This window comes from Bacillus haynesii (genome assembly GCF_001969855.1).
Taxonomy (GTDB): domain Bacteria; phylum Bacillota; class Bacilli; order Bacillales; family Bacillaceae; genus Bacillus; species Bacillus haynesii.
In genome coordinates this window covers 89,468-107,429 of sequence record NZ_MRBL01000020.1, presented here as the reverse complement: position 1 = coordinate 107,429, position 17,962 = coordinate 89,468, and the positions used below count along the sequence as shown (strand labels likewise).

The following is a 17,962-nucleotide window of genomic DNA, read 5'->3' as shown; positions in this document are numbered from 1 at the left end:
ATTAGGAAAAAACGCGATGTTCAAAGAACTTTCTCAAATTTGTTAACTATTTCACAAAATATGTGATATTTATCACATTCAAACCTGTTATATTCAACATAAGATATAAATGCAACAACTGTTATATCATTTCAACTTGAAAAAGAGGGGGATTTAAATGGAACAATGGAAAGGTTTCACCACAAACGTTTGGCAAAAAGAAGTCAATGTCCGCGATTTTATTCTCTCGAACTTTGAGCCATATCAAGGTGACGAATCGTTTCTCGAACCTCCGACTGAAGCTACATCGGCATTATGGGATCATGTAATGGATTTGACAAAAAAAGAGCGTGAAAACGGAGGCGTCCTTGATATGGATACAGAGATCGTCTCAACGATCACCTCGCACGGTCCCGGATATTTGGACAAAGGCTTGGAAAAAGTCGTCGGCGTTCAAACCGATGAGCCGTTTAAACGGTCGCTTCAGCCTTTCGGCGGCATTCGCATGGCAAAACAGGCATGTGAATCCTATGGTTTTGAACTGAATGAAGAAGTGGAAAAAATCTTTACCGATTACCGCAAAACCCATAACCAAGGCGTGTTTGACGCGTATACGGACGAAATGAAGCTCGCCCGAAAAGTCGGAATCATTACCGGACTGCCTGATGCTTACGGGCGCGGGCGCATCATCGGTGATTACCGGAGAGTGGCGCTTTACGGCGTGGATTTTTTGATCGATGAAAAGAAAAAAGATGCGACCGGCACCTCTCGGGTGATGTCTGAAGAAAACATCCGCCTTCGTGAAGAACTGTCAGAACAAATCCGAGCATTGAACGAACTTAAAGCGCTTGCAGCAAGCTATGGATTTGACATTTCCGAGCCTGCGGCGAATGCAAGAGAAGCATTTCAATGGCTGTATTTCGCCTATTTAGCTGCCATTAAAGAGCAAAACGGAGCAGCAATGAGCCTTGGCCGCGTGTCCACGTTCCTTGATATTTACATCGAAAGAGATTTAAAAACAGGCGTATTAACAGAACCGGAGGCCCAAGAACTTGTCGACCATTTCGTCATGAAGCTGCGCTTGGTCAAATTTGCGCGCACACCTGACTACAATGAACTGTTCAGCGGCGATCCGACGTGGGTGACAGAATCAATCGGCGGAATGGCGCACGACGGACGCGCCCTCGTCACGAAAAACTCGTTCCGTTTCCTGCATACGCTTGACAATTTAGGCCCGGCGCCTGAACCGAATTTAACCGTGCTTTGGTCTGTCAGGCTGCCGCAAAAGTTTAAAAACTACTGTGCCAAAATGTCGATTAAAACAAGCTCGATCCAGTACGAAAATGACGATATCATGCGTCCTGAATACGGAGATGACTACGGAATCGCCTGCTGTGTATCGGCAATGGCAATCGGCAAACAAATGCAGTTCTTCGGAGCACGCGCCAACTTGGCGAAAGCGCTTCTTTATGCGATTAACGGCGGAAAAGACGAAAAGCATAAAATGCAAGTCGGTCCGGAAATGCCGCCGGTTGCTTCCGATGTGCTGGACTATGACGAGGTCATGCATAAATTCGATCAGACGATGGAATGGCTCGCAGGCTTGTACATCAATACGCTCAATGTCATTCACTACATGCATGATAAATATTGCTATGAAAGAATTGAAATGGCCCTGCACGACACGGAAATTTTGCGGACGATGGCCACCGGGATCGCCGGCTTGAGCGTTGTGGCCGATTCGTTAAGCGCTGTCAAATATGCCAAAGTCAACGTGATTCGCGATGAAAACGGCATTGCGGTCGATTTTGAAACAGAAGGCGACTTTCCTAAGTACGGAAATAATGATGACCGCGTCGACGCGATCGCCGTTGACATTGTCAAGCGCTTTATGAAAAAACTGCGCAAGCACCAGACATATCGACAGTCCGTTCATACCATGTCAATTTTAACGATCACGTCAAACGTTGTTTATGGCAAGAAAACCGGAAATACGCCGGATGGACGCCGCGCGGGAGAACCGTTTGCTCCAGGCGCGAATCCGATGCACGGCCGCGATACTAAAGGGACGCTTGCATCGCTGTCTTCAGTGGCAAAGCTGCCTTACAGCTATGCGCTCGACGGCATATCCAACACCTTTTCAATCGTCCCGAAAGCGCTTGGCAAAGATGAAGAGAGCCGCGCCGCCAATTTATCAAGCATCCTTGACGGATATGCCGCAAAAACAGGGCATCACTTAAATGTTAACGTATTTAACAGAGAGACATTGCTCGACGCCATGGAACATCCAGAGGAATATCCGCAGTTAACGATTCGCGTCTCAGGCTATGCGGTCAACTTTATTAAGCTGACGAAAGAACAGCAGTTAGACGTCATCAGCAGAACCTTCCATGAATCGATGTAACGAGCAAAAAGCGGAGCGCGAGCGAGGCGCTCCGCCTCCATAAAAAGAGGTGATCTTCATCATGGATGGAAATATTCATTCGATCGAAACATTCGGTACTGTCGACGGCCCAGGCATCAGATATGTCGTCTTCACACAAGGCTGCCTGATGCGCTGTCAATTTTGCCATAACGCTGATACTTGGGAAATCGGAACCGGACAACAAATGACGGTTTCTGAAATCGTTCAGGATGTTCAGCACTATCTCCCGTTTATTCAATCATCAGGCGGAGGTATTACCGTGAGCGGAGGGGAGCCGCTTTTACAATTACCATTTTTAATCGAGCTGTTCAAAGCATGCAAAAGCCTCGGCATTCACACGGCACTCGATTCGTCCGGCGGATGCTATTCGGCTGCGCCGGCATTTCAAGAGCAGATCAAAGAGCTGATCCAGTATACAGACCTTGTTTTGCTTGATCTCAAGCATATCAACAGAAAAAAACATATCAACCTGACAGGAATGCCGAATGACCACATTTTGGATTTTGCCCGGTTTCTCGCTGAACATCAAGTTCCCGTCTGGATCCGTCACGTATTGGTTCCGGGGATCTCCGATATTGATGACGATTTAACGGCCCTCGGCACGTTTATCGGCACGCTTGCGAACGTTCAGAAGGTGGAGGTTCTTCCTTATCACAAGCTCGGCGTCTACAAATGGGAGGCGCTTGGCCTGGATTATCCGTTAAAAGGGGTTGAACCGCCAAGTGCCGACAGGGCCGAACATGCATACAGACTGCTCACCGCACACTTGCAAGGCGAAGCCTTGCTGCAAGAGACATAAACGCTTTTAACCGGACAGACTTTTTCTAAGAAAGAAGCTGTCCTTTTTGTCTTCGCACAACTGTATAAAAAATCCGCTTTTTTACAATAGTAAGATGAGAAAGATGCGCCTGCTGCGGCAGGCCGACAATAAAACAGCAAGGTGGGCGGGAAGCATGTATCATTTGTATTCTCACAACGACTTGGACGGAGTCGGCTGCGGAATTCTCGCAAAGGTGGCTTTTGGCGAACGGGTCGAGGTCCGCTACAATTCGGTCACCGGACTTGATATGCAAGTCGGGCGTTTTTTGGAACGGACAAAAGGCAAGGAAAAACAGCATGAAGGCCTGTTTATCACGGACTTGTCGGTTCATCAAGACAATGAAGAAAGGCTGGACCAATTTGCTGAAGCGGGCGGAAAGGTCAAACTCATCGACCACCATAAAACTGCGCTTCATTTGAATGAACGCTCTTGGGGCATGGTAAAAGTTCAATATGAGGACGGCAGGCTCGCTTCAGCGACTTCTCTTTTTTATGAATACTTAATAGACAACGGCCACATCCAAGAGACAAAAGCGATGGATCAGTTCGTCGAACTCGTACGCCTTTATGATACATGGGAATGGGAACAGACGGGCGCACTCGAAGCGAAACGCCTGAATGACCTGTTTTTTATGGTATCCATCGACGAATTTGAGGAAAAAATGGTCCGGCGCCTTAAAGAAAGCGACGCGTTTTCATTTGATGAATTCGAAGAAAAAATCTTGGATATGGAAGAAGAAAAAATTGAACGGTATATCCGCAGGAAACGGCGGGAAATCGTTCAGACCTTCATCAATGCACACTGCGTCGGCATCGTGCATGCGGAATCCTATCATTCCGAGGTAGGGAACGAACTTGGGAAAACGTATCCGCACCTTGACTATATCGCCATCTTAAATATGGGCGGCAAAAAAGTGAGCCTTCGCACCATCCATGATGAAACAGATGTATCAGAAATCGCCGGCACGTTCGGCGGAGGCGGCCATGCCAAGGCAGCGGGGTGCCCGCTGACAGATGAAGCGTTCAAGCTGTATGTAGCTGAACCGTTTCCGCTGGAGCCATTGAGAGCGGATGCCTTTAAAAACGTCTATAATATAAAAGAGTCTGACTACGGCAGCCTTTATATCAACAGGGATGAAGACCAGTTTTTTCTCTTTCCTGGCGAACACGGCTGGAACATTCAATTAAACGGCGTAACTCAGCATGAGACATTTACTTCATTCGAAGAGGCAGAGCGGTTTATTAAAAGAAATTACGCTGCATGGCTCGCAAGGGATGAAGCATTTGTCCAATATTTGATGCAGCAGGTGAAACAGGCGATACAGACGACAGGCTAAAGACAGCAACATGTCTTGGCCTGTTTTTTCATATACAAAAAAGAACTTCCGGCATATAATAACAGAAAGTTCTGATTTTTCCAGAAGGGGAGATGTTCATGAAAGAAAAGAGCGCAAACTGTGAAACAAAAGAATTTCGGGCAGTGTGGATCGCCACCGTCACAAACATTGACTGGCCTTCGAAAAAAGGGCTGACAATCGAAGAGCAAAAAGCTGAGTATGTGAAGCTTTTGGATGATGTGACAACAATGGGGATGAACGCGGTCGTCGTTCAAATTAAGCCGGCGGCGGATGCGTTTTATCCTTCCGCATACGGGCCGTGGTCGGAATACTTAACAGGTGTTCAAGGAAAAGACCCTGGATACGATCCGCTGTCATTTTTGCTCGAAGAAACCCATCGGAGAAAGCTTGAATTTCATGCATGGTTCAACCCTTATCGGATCACGATGAATCATACGGATTTGAACAGGCTGTCACAGGATCACCCGGCGAGAACGCACCCCGACTGGGTCGTTGCCTACGGCAGACAGCTTTATTACAATCCCGGCATCCCTGAGGCCCAGGAATTCATAGTCCAAGGCATAGCGGAAGTCGTTAAGAATTTCCCAGTCGACGCCGTTCATATGGATGACTATTTTTATCCGTATAAAATCGCGGGAGTCGAATTTCCCGACTTGAGCACGTATGAACAATATGGAAAGGACCGTTTTTCAAATATTGAAGATTGGCGGAGGGACAACGTCAACCAGCTTGTCAAACAGATCAACGCCGCCATTAAAAAAGAGAGGGCATCGGTCAAATTTGGTATCAGCCCCTTTGGTGTATGGCGAAATATAGCAGATGATCCGACGGGATCGAATACAGCCGCCGGAATGACAAACTATGACGACCTTTACGCTGACACGAGAGAATGGATCAGGCAGGGATACATCGATTACATCGCCCCGCAAATCTACTGGAGCATCGGCTTTGCCCCGGCTTCCTACGACATTTTAGTGGACTGGTGGAAAAATGAAGTCAGCCATCGCCCCGTTCATTTATACATCGGACAAGCAGCCTATAAAATCAATCAAAACTCAGATCCCGCCTGGTCAGACCCTGAAGAATATCCGCGACAGATCGCCTTAAACCGCGACTCAAATGTGATGGGAAGCATCCATTTCAGCCTGAAAGATTTAAACCGGAACCCGCTCGGCATTAAAGACAGGCTGATCCAGGACCTGTACAAAAAACCGGCAGCTATTCCCGGCATGCCTTGGCTTGACAGCGTAAACAGCAAACATTGAAAACTGATATTTTGTGATACGGCCGCCGGTAACAGTACCAATCCATTTTGAACGTTGTTCAAAATGGATTTTTTGTGTTAAAAATCGCATGTATCGTGCACCTTAATAGATAAAAACAAGGAAAGAAAGGTTTAAATCAAATGGACATTTTCTTAGCGATTTTACCAGCGGTTTTCTGGGGAAGCATCGTGCTCTTTAATGTAAAACTTGGGGGCGGACCGTACAGCCAGGTGCTCGGTACGACATTCGGCGCTTTAATTTTCTCAATCGGAATCTACTTCGTCGTCCAGCCTGAATTATCCCCCCGTATATTTGCCGTCGGCGTCGTCTCCGGACTATTTTGGGCGCTCGGCCAGACCAATCAGCTGAAAAGCATCGATCTGATCGGCGTGTCTAAAACAATGCCGATCTCGACAGGGCTTCAGCTCGTATCCACTTCTTTGTTCGGCGTGCTTGTTTTTCACGAGTGGGCGACGACAATCTCGATCATTCTCGGCGTTTTGGCGCTGATTTTTATCATCGTGGGAATCGTGCTGACATCGCTGGAAGACCGCAGCCAAAAAACGGAGGAAAAAACCGGCGACATGAAAAAAGGGATCGTGATTTTGCTGATTTCAACATTCGGCTATCTCGTGTATGTCGTCGTCGTCCGGCTTTTCGATGTCAGCGGCTGGGCGGCTCTTTTTCCTCAGGCTATCGGCATGGTTGCCGGCGGCTTGATCTTGACATTCAGGCATAAGCCGTTTAATTTTTACGTCATCAAAAACATCATTCCGGGTTTAATCTGGGCAGCGGGAAACATGTTTTTATTCATTTCCCAGCCGCGGGTCGGTGTAGCGACCAGCTTTTCGCTATCGCAGATGGGGATCGTCATCTCAACGCTCGGCGGCATTATTTTACTCGGCGAAAAGAAAACGAAGCGGCAGCTGATCGGTATCGCCATCGGCATCATACTGATTGTCGCAGCCGGCGTTTTGCTGGGCATTGCAAAAGCTTAAGGACGGCTTCTAAAGCCGTCCTTTAATATGTCACGCTGCCCTTAAGCGGCAGATGGTCGGAAGCGCTCGGATCAACGGCGGCAACTTCAGCCGCTGTCACATGAAAAGACGGACTGAGAAAGATGTAGTCCAAGCGCCGTCTCGGGCGGTGGGAAGGGTAGGTGAACCCCTGTCCGTATTGACTTTCATCCCACAGGTCGGCTAGTTTTTCCGCGATCTTTTTCCACCCCCGTGAATAAGGTTTCATATTAAAGTCTCCCATGACGATCACAGGCACATCGCTCTCTTGAACCCTCTCGATTAAAAAATCCGTCTGCTTGCCGTGAAGCCACGGATTCAGACTCAAATGCGTAACAAAGACGCGAAAGAGCCGATCACCGATCCGGACATCAGCCTCAAGAAGAGACCTTCCTTCGACAAGCCCTTTGATAAAGTTAAATGAATGATGCTGTTCTTTCACAATCGGAAAACGCGTTAATAGGGCGTTCCCGTATTGCCTTTTCACAGAAGAATCATCAGAACTCAATGAAAGGGAGGGGCAGTACGCATAGTGCATGTTCAATTGTTCTGCAAGCCGGCCGATTTGGTCTTCGTAATCGCTTCTATTGGAGTAATGCTGATCCACTTCATTAAGGCCGATGATGTCGCAGCCGCTTTGAGCGATCACACCAGCTGTTCTTTCTAAATCAACGCGCCGGTCCCTTCCCTTTCCATGATGGATATTAAACGTCATGATGCCAAATTTCATAATCATCCCGCCTCTTCTTTAAGCTAAGCATATTGTATCTCCGGAACGATTAAAATATTTCAGCTGTCGGCGGAGCAAGATTAGGTTAAAATGACATTATGACTTAAAGAGGAGTGTTCCTTGATGACAAATAGCAGAACGAATCCAAAGGTTGATGAATTTTTAAACAAAGCCGAAAAGTGGAAGGAAGAGTTTGAGAAGCTGCGTCAAATCGTTCTTGACTGTGAGCTGAACGAAGATTTCAAGTGGAAGCATCCTTGTTATACGTTTGAGAAAAAAAACATCGTATTAATCCATGGATTTAAGGAATATTGTGCACTTCTGTTTCACAAAGGCGCATTGTTAAAGGACCCCAACGGGATTCTCATCCAGCAGACGGAGAATGTACAAGCCGCGCGGCAGATTCGATTTACCAACGTACAAGAAATAGCTGAAATGGAAACCATGTTGAAAGCTTATATAAATGAGGCCATTGAAGTTGAAAAAGCCGGTGTGCAAGTGGATTTTAAAAAGACTGCAGAATATACAATTCCAGAAGAGCTTCAAAAAAAATTCGCTGAAATCCCAGCTTTAAAAACGGCGTTTGAAGAATTGACGCCGGGACGGCAAAGAGCTTATATTCTGTATTTTTCTAAACCAAAACAATCCAAAACCCGAGAGTCGAGGATTGAAAAATATACAAAGCAAATTCTTGATGGAAAGGGATTGAATGACTAGTCTATTTCGCAACTACCGTTTTCATGGGAGAGGCGAATCATAACCATATGGCCGAAGGAGCGGTGAATTGATTAGTGAAGGGCCGCTCAATTTTTCGAATGTCAAAAGATCCATGCCTTGATGATCACCGCTTGATTATATAAAATGACATTTATATAATGGATGCAATATACCGGCTGCAAAGCGCCTGAGATTGGAGGGAATGTCATGACCGTACAAACGAAGCTTGATTCGAAAAGCACGGTGAGCTGCATGAAGATATTGAGCGATTCCACCCGGCTCTTGATTCTGAGGCTGCTCCAGGAGAAACCATATTGCGTCTGCCAGTTTGTCGATATGTTTGAAACAAGCCAGCCCGCAATCAGCCAGCATTTGCGAAAGCTGAAAAGTGCAAATATGATCAAGGAAGAAAGAAGGGAGCAATGGCGTTTTTATTCGCTTCATGACGACTTTCCGGAGCGCGAATTGGTCCTTGCCATTCTCAATCAGATCGATGAACACGATGAGGTTCTTCAAACCGTTAAAAGAAAAGAAAGACCCGTTTCGTGCCAATAAGAAAGCAGAGGGAGGACGGTTCCCTCTTTTTCATTTCAGTTTTTATATAAGCATTGACTTATATAATGATTTTATTATAAGATGTGTCCGGAGAGGAAACCTATGAAGGAGGCGTACACGCGATGACGACAGTCTTAGCGATTTTGATTTTTCTGCTGACCCTCACGCTCGTGATTTGGCAGCCGAAAAATCTATCCATCGGCTGGTCGGCCTGCGGAGGTGCGGTGCTGGCTTTAATTGCCGGGGTCGTCAATTTTCAGGATGTATTAGATGTGACGGGAATCGTATGGAATGCGACTTTGGCTTTTGTCGCGATCATCATCATCTCCCTGATTCTTGATGAAATCGGATTTTTCGAGTGGGCCGCCCTGCACATGGCCAAGGCAGCGAAAGGAAACGGCATTCGGATGTTCGTCTATGTCTCCCTGCTGGGAGCCATAGTAGCCGCGCTGTTTGCCAATGACGGAGCTGCTTTAATTTTGACGCCGATTGTGCTTGCCATGGTACGCGCGTTACATTTTCAAGAAAAGCTCGTTTTTCCTTTTATTATCGCAAGCGGATTTATCGCGGATACAACATCGCTGCCGCTTGTTGTCAGCAACCTTGTCAATATTGTCTCAGCAGACTTTTTCAACATCGGATTTATCGAATATGCAACAAGAATGATAGTTCCTAACCTGTTTTCCCTCATTGCAAGCATTATCGTGCTTTTTCTGTTTTTCAAAAAAAGCATTCCGCGGCATTATGACATGACAAATGTAAAACAGCCGGCGGAAGCGATTAAAGACAGGAAAATATTCCGCCTGTCATGGCTCATATTAGCCGTTTTGTTGGCCGGATACTTTATCAGCGAACTGTTCTCGATCCCCGTCTCGATCATCGCAGGCGTGATCGCCGTCATTTTCTTAATTACAGCGAAAAACAGCCCCGCGGTACAAACGAAGAAAGTGCTGAAGGGAGCGCCTTGGGCGATCGTTTTTTTCTCAATCGGGATGTATGTCGTCGTATACGGTTTAAGAAATGCCGGCTTAACAGATGTTCTCTCACAGGTCATCCAGACCGTCAGTGATCAAGGGCTGTTTGCCGGAACAATCGGAATGGGCTTTATCGCAGCCATCCTGTCTTCATTGATGAACAATATGCCGACAGTGATGATTGATGCGCTTGCGATTCAGAATACCGACACACACGGGATTCTCAGAGAAGCGCTGATTTACGCCAATGTCATCGGCTCTGATCTCGGTCCGAAAATCACGCCGATCGGCTCCCTGGCGACGCTTTTGTGGCTTCACGTCCTTTCACTGAAAGGCGTAAAGATTTCTTGGGGAACCTATTTTAAAACAGGTGTCATTTTGACCATTCCAACCCTGTTCATCACGCTTGCCGGACTTTATGTGTGGCTGCTGATTATCCACTAAACATGATAGGAGACGATGACCAATGTCAAAAAAGACGATCTATTTTTTATGCACAGGCAACTCCTGCCGCAGCCAAATGGCTGAAGGCTGGGCGAAGAAACACCTCGGAGACGAGTGGAACGTCTACAGTGCAGGGATTGAAGCGCACGGTTTAAACCCGAACGCGGTCAAAGCCATGCGAGAAGCAGGCATCGATATTTCTGAGCAGACGTCCGATATCATTGATCCCGATATCTTACACAACGCAGACCTCGTCATTACGCTGTGCGGGGACGCGGCTGATAAATGCCCGATGACACCGCCGCACGTCAAGCGCGAGCATTGGGGTTTTGACGATCCCGCCAAAGCAGAAGGGACAGAAGAAGAGAAATGGGCATTCTTTCAGCGCGTACGCAATGAAATTGGAGAGCGGATTAAGCGATTTGCGGAGACAGGCGAATAAATACAAAGCTCAGGTATTTACCTGAGCTTTGTATTTATTATAAAGTGAAAGAACGTACCAAAAGGCATGCGGCCGTTCATGTAAAAATTCAGAAATCAATGTACCGAGAAATTCTGTAAAATCTATTGCCAGCGGCTGAATGAGTACCAAGGGATTCCCGGCGAACACTAAAAAACCCCCAAGCCGGGGATTTTTCACTTTAAAAAGAAAAGATGACCTGAAAAACTCGTACTAAATGTTATTTGTTTTCTTTGCCTAAAACTGCTGGAGAAGCGCATGACATTCTGACGTTTAATTCAGGGTCCATTTTTTGAGTTAATGGTATTAAGCCCGGCTCACGAATAAGAGACAGTAGAGAATCGACCATTTTGTGAGCCAATTGATCGATTGGAACCCCTACGCTCGTCAGCGGGGTTTCAAGGCTTGCCATTTGAGGAATATTATCATAAGAAATTAAAGATAGGTCTTCTGGTATGCTGAGCTGTTGTTCCTTTACGGCTCGTAAAATCCCTACACTGATATCGTAGCTTCCGCTAATAATAGCTGTAGGTTTTGAGGTTTGTTGTAACAGTTTTTTCGCAGCGGTGTAACCGTTATACCAGCTTAACCCATTAGTATTTAAAATACTGTTTCGACTTAACTTTAAACCGGCTTCCATCATAACCTCTTCAAACCCTTTGCTTTTTTCAATCTGACGCTTATCGGCAGGGGAAAGGTCGCCGACGTAGCTAATGTTTTTGTGGCCAAGTTGATACAGATACGCAACGGCTTTGTAAATTGCTTTTTTATGATTGACATCGATAATAGGATGTGTATGTTCACCTGACACTCCGTAAGATAAGATAGGAATCGTTAATCCAGCATCATCACTAAGCTGAGTTTCGCCGCCTTCTTCAAAAATCATGATTCCATCCACGCGAAAGCTCTTGAACAATTCTACTGCCTCTTTAGCTCTGTTAACGGATAAAATCATTGAATAGCTGTTCTTTTCGACCACTTCATTTATTTTTGTAACAAGTGCCGATAAAGCGATTCTTTCAATTGTAGGCCAGACAAGACCGATCGTTTGACTTTTTTTAGATGCCAAGCTTCTCGCTGCAAAATTCGGAGTATACCCTAATTGTTCGGCAACTTGCAAGACCTTTTTCTTTGTATCCGGTTTTACAAGAGGGCTGTTTCTTAAAGCCTTTGAGACTGTTGAATAGCTTACTCCGGAAGCGTGGGCGATGTCTTTAATGGTTACAGTCATTTTGGACCTCCAAAAAATCCTTAAAAATATAATATTGCAAATTTTCGAAAATGATTTTATGATAATAAATAACAACGTTGTTATTATAAATGATACATTATAAAATAACAATCATATACATCTTCCGAATAAAATAACAACGTTGTTATAGGGGTTTTTCGGATGATGAAGCAACGTTTATTTTTAACAACGTTGTTAAACTTACCGTAAAGGAGGGGAAGTGTGAGAAAGACGATCATCTAATGTCTTGCACCACTAAAATATTACACAAATTGTTACTGAACAACATCGGAAACGGGATTCAGGGGATAAACCGAAATATACAATGCAATAATTTTACTTATTCGTTCACTATTTGAGCGAAATTGTAAACGTTATCAAAAAAATATGACAATGAAAGAAAACATGAATCGCAATCAATCATTGCTTAGAAAGCAACGGCCATGAGATTCAAGGAGGGTAGTTCATGAGAAAAATGCTATTCGTGTTTTTTGTATGCGCTTTAATCTTTGGGATGCTTACGGGATGTAAAAGCAGCGATGTAATAGGCACCGATAAAACCGTAACGTTACGGCTTGCTCACAACCATAATGAGGAGCACCCCGTCCACAAGTCTTTACTCAAATTTTCAAAAGATGTAGAAAAGAAAACCAATGGCACCGTTAAAGTGCAATTGTATCCAAATGCTCAGCTCGGTTCAGAGCGTGAAGTGATTGAATTGACACAAACCGGAGCTGTCGATCTGGCTAAAGTAAGTGCGAGCGCTTTAGAAAGTTTTTCAGAGGTCTACTCCATTTTCAGCCTGCCTTATTTATTTGACAGCAAACATCATTTCTATGAAGCCATGGACAGTGATATTGCAAAAGAAATGTATGATACAACGAAAAACATAGGGTTTATTGGATTAACCTACTATGATGCCGGTTCACGGAACTTTTACACAAAGAACAAACCGATTATGCACCCAAATGACCTTAAAGGTTTAAAAATTCGGGTGCAGCCGAGTGCTACAGCGATTCGAATGGTGGAACTCATGGGTGGAGCACCTACTCCGATGGCTTATGGAGAAGTATATACAGCATTGCAGTCAAGTGTAATCGATGGCACCGAAAACAACGAAATGGCTTTAACAAGCAGCAATCACGGGGAAGTGGCAAAAGAATATTCATACTCAGAACATGCGATCGTGCCGGATATTTTAATCATGAATTTGGACAAAAAGGATCAATTAAGCGAAGAGCAGCAGCATGCGGTGATCGAAGCGGCGAAAGAATCTACTGAGTATCACAAAATCGTTTGGGCTGAAGAAACTGAAAATGCGGTTAAGAAAGCAAAGGAAATGGGAGTGAAGTTCCACAAACCAGACAAGACTCCATTCCGGGAAGCGGTAAGCCCGCTTCATGATGAGTTTGCCAAAAAAGAATTGATCGGAAAATACTATAGGGAAATTCGTGCGAAAGCTAAAAAAGTAAAATGACTCTGGATGAATGAGCGACTCGAATATGTTTCGATAAGGGGGGGATGTATATGCTAACTTTAAAAAAAGCAGTGAATAAAACGATTGAATGTTTGACTTGCACACTAATGGCCATCATGGTTTTGGTTGCGATATGGCAAGTATTTACGCGATATATACTAAATTCTCCTAGTACGTTTTCAGAAGAATTTTTACGCTATTCACTGATATGGATTTCTATGTTGGGCGGTGCCTATGCATTTTGGAAAAAAAAGCACTTGGCGATTGAATTTATCGTTCGAAAACTTCCAATAAAAGCAGCTGTTTTCGTTCATACTTTCATTCAGATTCTTTTGATTGCTTTTGCTCTGATTGTGTTGGTGTTAGGAGGTTCGAAAGCAGTGATCACCACAATGGAGCAATCTTCAGCAGCATTAGGGATACCGGTGGGATTTGTTTATCTATCACTTCCTGTTGCAGGCATACTCATCATTGGATACAGCTTGGCCGGTTTATATGAATCTTTACATGAATTCAATTCAAAACAAAAGTCAGGTGATGATGTAAAAAAAGCAGCAAAGATGTGACTGAGGCTTTTTGAAAACTAAAAAAGAGGTGAAATGATATGGCCATAGCAGCCGGTCTCATTTTATCGGCAGTATTCTTCATATTGTTGTTTCTCGGCGTTCCGATTTCTGTAAGTATTGCGACGGCGTCCATTGTAACAATGCTTACCATTTTTCCTTTTGATGTTGCTATTTTCACTTCGGCGCAAAAAATGGTCACTGGAATCGACAGCTTTGCTTTATTAGCGGTGCCGTTCTTCATTTTATCAGGCATTATTATGAATAATGGCGGTATTGCAATGCGGCTCATTAACTTCGCAAAATTGATCAGCGGCAGGCTGCCCGGTTCTCTGGCCCATACAAATGTTGTCGGAAACATGTTATTCGGTTCCATTTCCGGTTCGTCTGTAGCTGCTGCTGCTGCAATCGGCGGGGTCATGTCGCCGCTGCAAGAAAAGGAAGGATATGACCGGACTTACTCTGCCGCAGTAAATATTGCTTCAGCACCAACTGGTTTGCTTATCCCGCCTAGCGGTCTTTTGATCATTTTCTCACTAGTCAGCGGCGGAACATCTGTCGCCGCTTTATTTATGGCGGGCTATTTACCCGGAATCTTGTGGGGGCTGGCTACGATGGTTGTCGCCTGTATGATTGCAAAAAAGAAAAAGTACCCTGTTGCGCCAAAGATTACAATTAGTCAAGGTTTTAAAGTGCTTCTCGATGCGATTCCAAGCCTGTTGCTCATTGTAATCGTAATCGGGGGTATTATCGCCGGTGTTTTTACAGCAACTGAAGGAGCGGCAATAGCGGTGGCTTATTCCTTATTGTTATCGCACTTTTATAGGACATTGAAATGGAAACAGCTCCCCAAAATGCTGCTGGAAACGGTAGAAATCACAGCCGTTATTATGTTTTTGGTTGGGACCTCAACGATGCTGTCATTGGTCATGGCGTTTACAGGCATACCGACGGCAATCAGCAATGGAATTTTAGGGATTACAGATAACCCAATTTTGATCCTGCTGATGATGAATATCATCTTATTAATAATCGGTACATTTATGGACATCACTCCGGCTGTACTAATTTTCACTCCAATCTTTCTGCCAATTGTTGAAAGCTTTGGCATGGATCCCGTGCATTTTGGAATTATGATCGTATTTAACCTTTGTATCGGCAATATCACTCCTCCTGTAGGAAGTGCTCTGTTTGTGGGATGCAGCATAGGTAAAGTTGATATTGAACGAGTGGTTAAACCGATTCTGCCATTTTATGCTGCGATCATGATCGTCCTTTTAATTGTTACCTACATTCCACAAATCAGCTTAATGCTGCCTCAATTATTTGGACTTTAAGACAGGAGGCGTCTATTTAATGTCAATTAAAGAAACCTATATGTTTACATTTATGAAAGAAGAGAATAATGTGCTGGATTTTCATTTGAATGACGGTCATGCACATGCGAAAATATTCATTCTTGAAGAAGATATAATTCGGATTTTGCTGACGGAGGGAGAAGCGTTAACGCTTGAAAAAACGTGGAGTGTCGCGCCTGGACAGATCGATGTGCCATGGGAGGGACGCCATCGTTTAGACATGAGCGGATTTACATTGCCTCAATACGAATGCCAGCAAGTCAAAGATGTTTTTATCGTGAAAACCGGCAAGGTCAAGCTTCATGTTCAATTGAACGGCTTTAGAATCAGCTGGTTTTATCACAATGGTTCTGAATGGATCAATGTTGCAAACGATCGGCAAACACAAGGGTATAATTTTGAAGGGGCTTTTGGAAAGGGCGTATACCATTATTTACAACGCGATGTCCAGGAACAATATTTTGGATTTGGCGAGAAAACGGGAAACGTCGATAAACACGGGAAACGCTACCGGATGTTAAATATCGATGCGATGGGGTACGACGCAGAGTGGTCAGATCCGCTATACAAACATATCCCATTTTATATTACACGTCATAAGAAAACAGGCATCTCCTATGGAATGTTCTATGATAATCTATCAGCTTCCATTTTTGATATGGGTTCAGAGCTTGATAACTATCATGGACTGTACCGCTATTATCAGGCCGAAAAGGGGGATTTAGACTACTACTTCATAGCCGGTCCGAAAATAAAAGATGTAGTCGAAACATTCTCTTGGCTGACAGGCAAAACGATCTTGCCGCCAAAATGGAGCCTGGGCTATTCAGGCTCTACGATGAGCTATACCGATGCTCCAAATGCACAAGAACAATTAAAAAATTTCGTTCGTCTTTGTGAAGAACATGATATGTTATGCGATTCGTTTCAGTTATCGTCAGGATACACATCTATCGGTGATAAACGTTATGTCTTTAACTGGGATGAGATCAAAATTCCTGCTCCAAAAGAGATGGTGCAACACTTCCATGAGAAGGGCGTCCGTTTATGCGCCAACATTAAACCGTGTTTGCTAAAGGATCATCCGTACTTTGATGAACTACAAGAAAAAGACATGTTCATTGTAAACAGAGAAACACAAAAACCGGAAATGGCCCAATTTTGGGATGATATCGGGGCTTATTTAGATTTCACGAAGCGCCAAACGTTCGACTGGTGGAAGGCTCAAGTAACAAAAAAGCTGCTTGAATACGGAATTGATTCAACTTGGAACGATAATAACGAATTTGAAATATGGAGTCAAAATGCCAAGTGTCACGGCTTCGGCAAAGAAGTGGAATTTGAACTGATCCGCGCGCTTCACCCGCTTTTGATGATGAAAGCGTCTTTCGAAGCGCAGCTAGAATACAACCCGGAATTACGCCCGTACCTGATCTCAAGATCCGGCTGTCCCGGCATGCACCGTTATGCACAAACCTGGACCGGTGACAACCGAACAAGCTGGAAAACATTAAAATTTAATATTAAAACTGGCATCGGTTTAAGTTTATCAGGCATTTACAATTTCGGCCATGATGTCGGCGGATTTTCAGGACTGGCCCCTGAACCGGAGCTATTCGTAAGATGGATTCAAAACGGCATCATGCATCCGAGATTTACCATTCATTCGTGGAACGATGACGGGACAGTTAATGAACCATGGATGTTTCCTGAAACAATCGATGAAATCCGTGAACTCATTAAGTTTAGACATAAGATCATCCCTTACATTTACACCGCGCTATATGAGGCGCACAAACATTATCAGCCGATCATTCGACCGACATTTTATGATTTTGAACATGATGAGAAAACATTTGAAGAGAACGATGAATTTATACTTGGTGAATCTTTGCTGGTTGCATCTGTCGTCGAAAAAGGAATGACGGAGCGGGAGGTATATTTACCGAACCATGAAAAAGGCTGGTATGATTTCCATACGGGAACATGGTATGAAGGAGGGAAGACAGTCGTTCTGCCGGCACCATTACATTATACTCCGCTATTAGCGAAAGCGGGAGCGATCGTTCCGGTAAATGATGCAAAAGTGACATTCCAAACAAAGAACCAAGATGAAAGAGGATTTTTGTTATTCCCATTCAAAGGAAAAGGAAAATCGACTTATCGTTTGTATGAAGATGATGGGTTAACAAATGAATATACTCATACATTTGCCTTTATACATGTCGATATGGAGACAACAGAAGACGGGATCAAACTTTCAATACAAAAGGAAGGAACATACGAGTTATCGTATGATCAACTCACTTTTCACGTACCAAATGGAGAAAAGAGAAAACTGATCGTAAATGGCACAGAACTGGAAAGCAAGAACGGAGCGTTTTCTTACAGTTTGCCGTGTGATTAAAAGATTAAGGCCACATGATGATGATGTTTCCATTAATTCGAGCAGGAATCTTTGTCCGCGGTCACATCCCGGCCAGCTGAATTTTGTCATCGAGCACGATACATGAATCATGATCATGAAAATTTATGTAAGCGGATACTAATCGGCAAATTCTTTTGAAAAAAATCGCTCCAATATATTGTTA

14 protein-coding genes and 1 pseudogene are annotated in these 17,962 nt (G+C 44.3%); 13 read left to right on the top strand and 2 right to left on the bottom strand.

Features of this window, described 5'->3' with window-relative positions:
* Positions 1–157: 157 nt before the first annotated feature.
* From pflB to BTA31_RS17845, 5 genes and pseudogenes are all read left to right on the top strand, one after another.
* Positions 158–2,383, top strand: coding sequence for a formate C-acetyltransferase (gene pflB / locus BTA31_RS17865; RefSeq protein ID WP_076793373.1), 2,226 nt, complete (start codon positions 158–160; stop codon positions 2,381–2,383).
* A 61-nt stretch (positions 2,384–2,444) separates the two neighbouring features.
* Complete coding sequence (gene pflA, locus BTA31_RS17860; RefSeq protein WP_076793372.1) at positions 2,445–3,203, top strand: pyruvate formate-lyase-activating protein; 759 nt, start codon at positions 2,445–2,447, stop codon at positions 3,201–3,203.
* A 154-nt stretch (positions 3,204–3,357) separates the two neighbouring features.
* Complete coding sequence (locus BTA31_RS17855; RefSeq protein ID WP_076793394.1) at positions 3,358–4,560, top strand: DHH family phosphoesterase; 1,203 nt, start codon at positions 3,358–3,360, stop codon at positions 4,558–4,560.
* Positions 4,561–4,691: 131 nt separating this feature from the next.
* A pseudogene (locus BTA31_RS17850) lies at positions 4,692–5,840 on the top strand (glycoside hydrolase family 10-like protein); the annotation flags it as partial.
* A gap of 146 nt (positions 5,841–5,986) precedes the next feature.
* Positions 5,987–6,844: a RhaT/GlcU family sugar-proton symporter gene (locus BTA31_RS17845; protein WP_043928802.1), complete on the top strand. Its 858-nt coding sequence runs from the start codon at positions 5,987–5,989 to the stop codon at positions 6,842–6,844.
* A 22-nt stretch (positions 6,845–6,866) separates the two neighbouring features.
* On the opposite strand, the gene BTA31_RS17840 is transcribed toward BTA31_RS17845, so the two are convergent.
* Positions 6,867–7,592: an endonuclease/exonuclease/phosphatase family protein gene (locus BTA31_RS17840; protein WP_043928801.1), complete on the bottom strand. Its 726-nt coding sequence runs from the start codon at positions 7,590–7,592 to the stop codon at positions 6,867–6,869.
* Between the two features lie 123 nt (positions 7,593–7,715).
* Between BTA31_RS17840 and BTA31_RS17835 the strand changes: the two genes are divergently transcribed.
* From BTA31_RS17835 to arsC, 4 genes are all read left to right on the top strand, one after another.
* A complete protein-coding gene (locus BTA31_RS17835) occupies positions 7,716–8,309 on the top strand; it encodes a YdeI/OmpD-associated family protein (protein WP_076793370.1) in 594 nt (197 codons plus the stop codon).
* Between the two features lie 207 nt (positions 8,310–8,516).
* Positions 8,517–8,864: an ArsR/SmtB family transcription factor gene (locus BTA31_RS17830; RefSeq protein ID WP_043928799.1), complete on the top strand. Its 348-nt coding sequence runs from the start codon at positions 8,517–8,519 to the stop codon at positions 8,862–8,864.
* 122 nt (positions 8,865–8,986) lie between these two features.
* Positions 8,987–10,282 (top strand): arsenic transporter, encoded by a 1,296-nt coding sequence (locus BTA31_RS17825; RefSeq protein WP_076793369.1) that lies wholly within the window; start codon positions 8,987–8,989, stop codon positions 10,280–10,282.
* Between the two features lie 22 nt (positions 10,283–10,304).
* The gene (gene arsC / locus BTA31_RS17820; RefSeq protein ID WP_076793368.1) at positions 10,305–10,724 is read left to right on the top strand and encodes an arsenate reductase (thioredoxin); all 420 of its coding nucleotides are present in this window, start codon (positions 10,305–10,307) and stop codon (positions 10,722–10,724) included.
* Between the two features lie 238 nt (positions 10,725–10,962).
* On the opposite strand, the gene BTA31_RS17815 is transcribed toward arsC, so the two are convergent.
* Complete coding sequence (locus tag BTA31_RS17815) at positions 10,963–11,973, bottom strand: LacI family DNA-binding transcriptional regulator (protein ID WP_076793367.1); 1,011 nt, start codon at positions 11,971–11,973, stop codon at positions 10,963–10,965.
* Between the two features lie 466 nt (positions 11,974–12,439).
* On the opposite strand from BTA31_RS17815, the gene BTA31_RS17810 reads away from it, so the two are divergent.
* Genes BTA31_RS17810 through BTA31_RS17795 form a run of 4 tightly spaced genes read left to right on the top strand, consistent with a single transcriptional unit; the run spans position 12,440 to position 17,778 of the window.
* Complete coding sequence (locus BTA31_RS17810) at positions 12,440–13,450, top strand: TRAP transporter substrate-binding protein (RefSeq protein WP_076793366.1); 1,011 nt, start codon at positions 12,440–12,442, stop codon at positions 13,448–13,450.
* A 50-nt stretch (positions 13,451–13,500) separates the two neighbouring features.
* Positions 13,501–14,016: a TRAP transporter small permease gene (locus tag BTA31_RS17805; protein WP_076793365.1), complete on the top strand. Its 516-nt coding sequence runs from the start codon at positions 13,501–13,503 to the stop codon at positions 14,014–14,016.
* A gap of 38 nt (positions 14,017–14,054) precedes the next feature.
* Complete coding sequence (locus BTA31_RS17800; protein WP_076793364.1) at positions 14,055–15,350, top strand: TRAP transporter large permease; 1,296 nt, start codon at positions 14,055–14,057, stop codon at positions 15,348–15,350.
* Positions 15,351–15,369: 19 nt separating this feature from the next.
* The gene (locus BTA31_RS17795; RefSeq protein ID WP_076793363.1) at positions 15,370–17,778 is read left to right on the top strand and encodes a glycoside hydrolase family 31 protein; all 2,409 of its coding nucleotides are present in this window, start codon (positions 15,370–15,372) and stop codon (positions 17,776–17,778) included.
* The last annotated feature ends 184 nt before the right edge of the window (positions 17,779–17,962 follow it).